The 7,727-nt window shown below is 57.3% G+C and carries 7 protein-coding genes; all 7 read left to right on the plus strand.

The genetic code is table 11. The annotated features are described in order from the left end of the window. The first annotated feature begins 234 nt into the window (after positions 1-234). Positions 235-1,368 carry a hypothetical protein gene (locus H5U02_12630; GenBank protein ID MBC7343264.1) on the plus strand — a complete coding sequence of 378 codons (1,134 nt, stop codon included), beginning with the start codon at positions 235-237 and terminating at the stop codon, positions 1,366-1,368. Positions 1,369-1,642: 274 nt separating this feature from the next. Then, a complete protein-coding gene (locus tag H5U02_12635; GenBank protein ID MBC7343265.1) occupies positions 1,643-3,481 on the plus strand; it encodes a sigma-54-dependent Fis family transcriptional regulator in 1,839 nt (612 codons plus the stop codon). A gap of 264 nt (positions 3,482-3,745) precedes the next feature. After that, the gene (locus H5U02_12640) at positions 3,746-4,201 is read left to right on the plus strand and encodes a Zn-ribbon domain-containing OB-fold protein (GenBank protein ID MBC7343266.1); all 456 of its coding nucleotides are present in this window, start codon (positions 3,746-3,748) and stop codon (positions 4,199-4,201) included. 14 nt (positions 4,202-4,215) lie between these two features. Further along, entirely contained in the window at positions 4,216-5,403 is a 1,188-nt protein-coding gene (locus H5U02_12645) for a thiolase family protein (protein MBC7343267.1), read from the plus strand. 94 nt (positions 5,404-5,497) lie between these two features. Beyond that, positions 5,498-6,925 (plus strand): FAD-dependent oxidoreductase, encoded by a 1,428-nt coding sequence (locus H5U02_12650; protein MBC7343268.1) that lies wholly within the window; start codon positions 5,498-5,500, stop codon positions 6,923-6,925. Continuing rightward, on the plus strand, positions 6,922-7,197 hold the full coding sequence (locus tag H5U02_12655; GenBank protein ID MBC7343269.1) for a 4Fe-4S dicluster domain-containing protein: 276 nt from the start codon (positions 6,922-6,924) through the stop codon (positions 7,195-7,197). The genes H5U02_12650 and H5U02_12655 overlap by 4 nt, the downstream gene beginning before the upstream one ends. A 49-nt stretch (positions 7,198-7,246) precedes the next feature. Continuing rightward, positions 7,247-7,727, plus strand: a 481-nt coding sequence (locus H5U02_12660) for an AMP-binding protein (protein MBC7343270.1), incomplete at its 3' end; no start/stop codon positions are given.

Genomic DNA, 7,727 nt, shown 5'->3' on the forward strand with positions numbered 1-7,727 from the left:
GAGACGGATGCCGAGTGGGAGTTTTTGAAGCAGGAGCTGGAGCGGTCGGCCTGAGGTGCTAGGCCGACCGCTCCAGCTGTCTAGGTTTAGCATGCGTAGTTGGACTTACTAAGCTCCCAGTTCGGGCTTTGGTCAAGCAAGGGCCTAGCGGTGGGCAGGTTGGGGTTGGTGGGATAACCGGCAATAGGCCGGCATATTTTTTTCTCGTAAGCAAACGGGAGGGGATGCCGAAGGATGCCGGTAGGTCAAGCTGAAGAGATGGTCTTTCCCCAGCACCCAGGTTGGTACCCGGCTGACCTGCAAGTTCACTCCACCTTTTCCGATGGCGAAAAGGACGTGGCCGAAGTAGTTAAGATGCTAGCGGCACGGGGCTACCGCATTGTTTATTTTACCGATCATACTGATTTGATGGCTAAGAGGTGGGCGGAATACAAGAAAGCTTGCTATCGAGCTTCAGCCTTGAGAAGGCCCGGTGGCGATATCGTAGCTTTGCCCGGAGCGGAATTCTCCACCGGGAGAAGGAGGTCTATAAGTTCGGTTTCTGATTCGGGCCAGGAGCCGGGATTTCGGGCTTGGGAGAAGCAGGGAGACCTTTTGGCCTATGGGATTAGGGACGCGCAGGGGTTAGAAAATGATACCTTCAGCCCCCAGGAAGGCATTGACAATGTCAACTTAAACCTGCCGGGGGTGTCTTCAGCCGCCATCGCCCACCCTTACGGGGATCCCGCCTGGAAGGATTGGAAGGTGGTTGGTTACCGAGGTGTCGAGATCATGTCCGGGGTTTTGCAGCGCGACTTCGGCCTGAATAGCCGCCCAGTAAGGCGGTGGAGGTTGGAAATTAGCCGCCAACTTAAAGACAGCATTGGGCAAGGCTGCATTCCCTCCCCTCGGGCTGGAAGCGACTACCACGGACGCTGGTTCGACCCCGGGCATGCCGGTTACGTAACTTACATTTATTTGGGGCTAGAGTGGGAGGGGCTGTCTTACTGGCGCCGCAAAGCAGCAGTGGACGCGGCTTTAAGGCAAGGCAGGACGGTAGCCTCGCACAAAGGGTCGTTAGCTTTCCTTACTGTTAACGGGCAGGTGCCAGGGACGGTGCTTTTCGGCATTGACCCCAAAACCCCTTTAGCCTTAGAAATACAGCTGGTGGCGGCGCTGGAAGGGCGATTTGTACTGGAGGTCTATCAGGACTGGCGCTTACTGTTTCGGTGGCGCACCTGTCTCGGCGCCGGGGCCGGCTATCGTCGCAGCCGGGAATGGCACTATCCGGGAGGGGATCACTATTATTGGCTAGCGGCAAGTGGCGATGACTATGTCTACAGTTCCCCCATATATGTCAGCTCATCGGCAGCCCGACTAGTGAAGTAGGTCTAGATGGGGGCTGACAAGTGCCGTTGCTACTTGAATTAGAAACTATAAGAAGAATTAGTCAATACTGACTATTGCAAATTCAATCCTGGGATGGTATTTTTTAACTGCACCGTATCTGATCCGCCCAATTGTCCTGGCGGACCAGTTAGCCCTGTTTTCCCACGGATGTTAACCCAAAATATGACTTCTTAAGCTCTAGCCCACACTCGATCAATAGCCTGTTTCTTGAATAATGTTTGAGCAAAGCCCAGATCAGTTGAGGTGATGAGGCGTGACTGCTCATTATTTGGCCGGTATCCTGTACAACTGGGGAGAGGTCAAGGGGATTCTTGGCCAACAACGGGAACAGTTTCTACGGGGCGAAGCCCACCAATCTAGCGTACTGCGGCCGGTCATTGGTGAATCATGGAAGCGCTGCCGCACTATGGGCATCAACCCGAATATGAATAAGGCTCCTCAAGTTGTTCCCTTAGCTTATTTGGGCGACTACCTGAAGGAAAAGCAAGAACTAGTTTCTGCTGCTTTGCCCCTCATGCACCTTCTGCATTCTTTCATTGAGGGATCGGGGTTTATGATAACCTTGGTGGATGCGGAGGGAATCATTCTCAGGGTTCTAGGCGATGCCGAGGGGTATGCCCTCATCGGCGAGCACGGGTTTTTGCCCGGAGCCAGCTGGACCGAAGAAGCAGTGGGCACCAACGCCATAGGCACTTGCTTGCGCCTGGATCAGCCGGTGCAGGTGTTCGCCACCGAGCATTTTTGTGCCGGGTGGCATGGGTATACTTGTTCAGCTGCACCCATCCATGATCGCAAAGGCAACATTGTGGGCGTCCTAGACTTGACCGGCTATGATTACCGGGTTCACCCTCACAACCTGGGGCTAGCCATTGCCACCGCCAGAGCTATCGAAACTCAGCTGGCCCGAACTATCGGCCCTGACCCGGGGCAGGAATTGACGGCTGCCATCGGCGCCATGGCCACCGGCCCGACCAAAATCTCAAGCCGCGACCCCGAGCTATTGCAGGCCATTCTGGAAGGACAGCCGCTAGGCCCGGCGCCGGCTTCCAGGCCAGCTCCCCGGGTGTTTGTGCCCAGTTCTCCGGCAGGGAATGCTGCCGCAAAGACTACTACCCGACCCGGGAGGTATACCTTTGCGGATATCATCGGCCAGGATCCGAACTTCTTAGATGCCGTCGGCTTGGCCAAAAGGGTGGCTGCTACCGATTCCACCGTGCTGTTACTTGGAGAATCCGGTACCGGCAAGGAACTCTTTGCCCAAGCCATCCACAACCAAAGCCACCGCCGTAGGGGCGCATTCGTAGCCCTAAACTGTGGGGCTATTCCCCGGGAATTGATCGCCAGCGAGCTTTTTGGCTATGTGGAGGGTGCTTTTACTGGAGCCAAACGAGGAGGCAGCCCGGGGAAATTTGAGCTGGCCAATGGCGGTACCCTCTTCCTAGATGAGATCGGCGAGCTTGGCCTGGAGATGCAGGTTGCCCTTCTCAGAGCTTTGCAGGAGCGCCAGATCACCCGGATAGGTGGCCTCTGGCCCTTACCCCTCGATATCCGCCTCATAGCTGCCACCAGCCGGAATCTAAGGGAGGAAGTAAGGGCGGGACGTTTCCGCCAGGACCTTTACTATCGGCTCAACGTCATCAGCATAACCCTGCCGCCGTTGCGCGAGCGCCCAGGCGACATTTTGCTTATTGCCCAATCCAAGCTTGCCCACTGGGCGGAGAAGCTGGGTCGAAAAGAGCTTAGATTAAGCCGCCCGGTGGAAGAGGTATTTCTGAATTACTCCTGGCCCGGAAACGTGCGCGAGCTGGAAAACGTGTTGGAACGGGCTAGTGTGATGGCGCCGGGCACGGTCATCGATCTTTCCCACTTGCCTCCAGAGCTGACGGCTTGGGGCGAAAGAGGGCCTGCCAGCAGGGCGGCGGCGAGAAGAGTGGGCAAGAACATGGAACAAATCCGGGAGGAAGCCATCTGGACAGCGCTGCAAAAGAGCGGAGGTAATGTATCCTTGGCGGCGCGCTGTCTGGGCGTCAGCCGGGCCACCATTTATCGGCAGCTCAAGAAGTGGGAAGCGGAAGGCTGTTGTCATGCCTGAAGCTGATTCAGCCATTTAACTTTAGCTGTAACAAAATGATCCACTTCCTAGCCTAAGCATCGACTTGACTTTGGCTACAAACAGCCGGAATGCCCGGCAGTATACGGGCGGCATTGTTGCAAATCTAAACAGGACCCTGGCCTCAAACCTGGGAGGCCAGGGCTTTTTTTGTGACCACGACTGGAATGGCAAGGGGTTTGCAAAAGAGAGTGCTGGCGACTTGGAACAGACTGGATTTTCGGAGGGGCAAAGGGGGTAACCATTTTGACCCAAGACACCGTACCCATTCGGGAAGGGGTATTCGTAATTCCCGAGGCGGCAGGCCAAGCGCCCTATCTGGTGGGGAATCGCTGTCGCCGGTGCGGCAACCTGTTTTTCCCGCCCCGGGCGGTCTGTCCTGCCTGTCTGCGGGACGATACTCTGGAACCTCATCCCATGGGCAGCCAGGGCACGCTGGAGACCTTTTCCATTGTCTTTCAAGCCCCACCTGGGTTTGAGGCCCCATACCTTCTGGGCTTCATCCGCCTGGACGAGGGCCCGGTGATCTTTTCCGTGCTGGCGGATTGCGATCCCTTCAATCCCGACCTGGCGGTGGGGCAGAGAATGGAGCTAGTTATCGGTCAGGTGAAGACCGATCCCCAGGGACGAAAGGTAATCGGCTGGCTTTACCGCCCGACAAGGGAACGGGAACAAGCAGGCGAGAAAGAGGGCAGGAGCTAATGGAGGTGTCGCGGATGCGGCCGGTGGTGGTCATCGGGGTGGGAATGCACCGCTTTGGGAAGTTTCTGGATACCAGCCTCAAGGAGTTGGTTCGGGTAGCAGTTTGGAATGCCATCAATGACGCCGGAATCGACCCCCGCTCCATAGAAGCGGCCTATGTGGGCAGCTCCATGGTAGGGCTGATGACCGGGCAGGAGGCGGTAAGGGGGCAGGTGGTGCTTAGGTATGCTGGCTTTGGCGGCATTCCCATTACCAACGTAGAAAACGCCTGTGCCAGCTCCAGTACTGCCTTCCGAGATGCCTTTATTGCGGTGGGAGCCGGGGTCCACGATGTAGTTTTGGCTGTGGGGATGGAAAAGCTTTACGCCAACGATTTGGCTAAATCGTTGCAAGCCTTGGGTAGCGCTTCCGATGTGGAAGGCGAAGGGGGCTTGGGCTTACAGTTTTCAGCCGTTTATGCCATGCTACTGCGGCGGATGATGGCCGAACATGACTGGACGGTGGAAGACTTTGCCCGGGTGGTGGTCAAGAACAGCTACAATGGTTCCCTCAACCCTTATGCCCAGTTTCAAAAGCCTTTGCCTTTAGAGAAGGTGCTTTCCGGCCCGGTGGTAGCCGATCCGTTGACCCTTTACATGGTATCCCCATTGGGGGACGGGGCGGCGGCAGCCATCATCTGCGCTGAGGAATGGGCCCGCCGGCAGGGCTGTGCTGGCCTAGTGCGGGTCCGCGCTTCGGCCATGCGCTCCGGCAGCTGGCGGCCTTACGATTACCAGGGGCCTACTACTTCGGCACTGACCGCCCAGGAGGCTTACCGTCAGGCCGGGGTAGGCCCGGAAGACATCGATGTGGCTGAGGTTCACGATGCTATGGCTCCGGCAGAGCTTAAATGCTACGAGGATCTGGGTTTCTGTGCCCCTGGGGAGAGCGCTCAGCTCATCCGGGAAGGGAAGACCAACTTGGATGGCGCCATTCCCGTAAATACCAGCGGTGGGCTGGCGGCCCGCGGCCATCCGGTGGGAGCCACCGGGCTGGGGCAGATTGCCGAGATCGTTTGGCAGCTCCGGGGCCAAGCAGGTCAGCGGCAAGTAAGGAGGAAAGGAGGGGATTGGCCGCGGCTGGGTTTGGCCCACAACGAGGGCGGTTTTGTGGACGGAGATGTGGGGATAAGCGTGATCCACATCCTGGAGCGGGTGGGCTGAGCCCCACCGTGGAGGCATTCAGGGTAACTGGCGGACTGGATGGCTGGATGGATCTAGTTAGCCAACATGGTCAGTTAAGGTGGTTGGTAGTCAAATGAACGGGGAAAAGGTAGATGCCATTGTAGTAGGTGCGGGGCCGGCCGGTATTGCCGCCGCCATGACTCTGGCTCAGGCTGGGCTGGAAGTGATTGTGGCCGAAAGGGGCGAGTACCCTGGCAGCAAGAATGTAATGGGCGGCATCCTCTATGCCCACCCCCTTAATGAACTGGTTCCCAGGTTCTGGGAACGGGCACCTTTGGAGAGGCCAATTGTTCAACAAAACCTGTGGTTACTTGACTCACAAGCCGCTTTTACGGTGGGATTTCGGGATCCTGAGCTGGGGCGCGAACCGTATAACAGCTTCAGCGTATTCCGGGCCCAATTTGATCGCTGGTTTGCTTCCCAAGCCGAAGAAGCCGGGGTTCACCTGGCCACCCGGACCTTGGTCAAAGAGCTTTTGGTTAGTGAAGGCCAGGTTTGCGGGGTAAGGACCGGGGCGGGGGAGGAGCTAAGGGCGGATGTGGTCATCCTGGCCGAGGGGGTAAACGCCCTGCTTACCCGCCAGCTCCTAGGATTGAAGGAGATTCCTCCAGAGCAGGTGGCAGTTGGGGTTAAGGAGGTTATTTCCCTTGACCCGGGCCGAATTGAGGAGAGGTTTGGCTTGGAGAAAGGCCAGGGAGCTGCCATTGAGATGGCCGGAGAGGCGACCAAGGGTCTTGTAGGTGTAGCCTTTTTGTATACCAACCGGGAGAGCGTTTCCCTGGGCCTGGGAGTAATGGCCAGTGAGCTTAAGCGCGCTCGGACTACCCCCTATGAGCTTCTGGATGCCCTTAAATCGCACCCGGCGGTGGCGCGGTTGATTGCCGGCGGCCAAGTAGAGGAGTATGCCGCCCACCTAATACCCGAGGGCGGATTTCGGAATATGCCTCGGCTGTATGGGCCGGGATTCCTGGTGGTTGGCGATGCAGCTATGCTGGTAAACCACATCCACCGCGAGGGCTCCAATCTGGCCATCACTTCCGGACGGCTAGCGGCCCAGGCGGTGCTGGCCGCCAAGGAAAAGGGCGATTTCAGCGCGGCCGGGCTATCCTTATACGGGGAACTTCTGGCCCAAAGCTTTGTGCTGCTAGACCTGTGGACCTATGCCTGGGCTGAGCCCCAGGCCTTTGAGAAGGTACCTGAACTATTTCCTCAGCTAGGATCTCTGGCCTGTTCCCTTGGCCGCAAGCTGATGCTGGTTAATGGCCGACCCAAGCTTGCGACTTTCCACGACATGTTTGCTGAGGTGGTGGCGCGAATTCCGGCGGAGCGGATCAAGGTGCTGGCCGAAGCCATGCTGGGCGAGGAAGCTATGCGGGCGAAGCCGCCGCGCTTGGCGGGGAGGCCCAGCTGGGCGACGGCGGAAAGGCCAGCCCAAGGGGGGACAGTGGTCACCAGGGTGGCGCCGAGCTCGCAAGCAGCATCGGGAGGGCAAGAGCCATGAAGATAGAGGATCGCCTGGCGACGGTTGCTTATAAAGTGGGTTACCCGCCTCACCTGACCCTGCGGGAGGAGAGGATATGTCGGGAGAGCTGCTTGGACCGGCCCTGTACCTACGTCTGTCCAGCCCGAACCTATGTCTGGCAGGAAGATAAGCTGGTCATCAGCTACGAGAATTGTCTGGAATGCGGGACCTGCCGGGTGACCTGCCCGGAAGCCAACCTGTTTTGGGCTTACCCCCCGGGCGGGTATGGGGTTAAATATCGGTTTGGCTAGAGTGGCATATGGGGAAGCCCAAGCACCAGAAGGAGGGTGAAAGCTAAAGATGGGATTGAGCGGTGCGGAGCTGGCGGCTAAGTACGGGTTACCCGATGAAATCATCCGGGCCCTCTTGACCACCATTCCCGAAGTCCTAGAAAAGCGGGCCCGGGAAAACCCGGATAAAGTCTATCTCTATTTTGAAGACCAAAAGATTACTTATAAGGAATTGAATCAAAGGGCCAACCAGGTGGCCCGTGCTCTCCTCGGCCTGGGAGTAAAAAAGGGGGATAAGGTAGCCTGCTTGACCTTCAACAGCCCGGAGATGTTTTACTGCTGGTTAGGAATCCTTAAAGCCGGTGCAGTATTTGTGCCCGTAAATGTAGCCTTGCGAGGGGATGGATTAAGCTACATTCTCAACCATTGTGATGCCGAGGCCTTGATTATTGAATACCTGCTTTTAGAAAACCTGAATTTCGTCCGCGACCAGCTTCAGAATATCAGGACAGTAATAGTCAACACCGCCGATTTTCCGGGAGCGAACGCAC

It is taken from the genome of Clostridia bacterium, assembly GCA_014360065.1.
Classification (GTDB): domain Bacteria; phylum Bacillota; class DSM-521; order Neomoorellales; family JACIYF01; genus JACIYF01.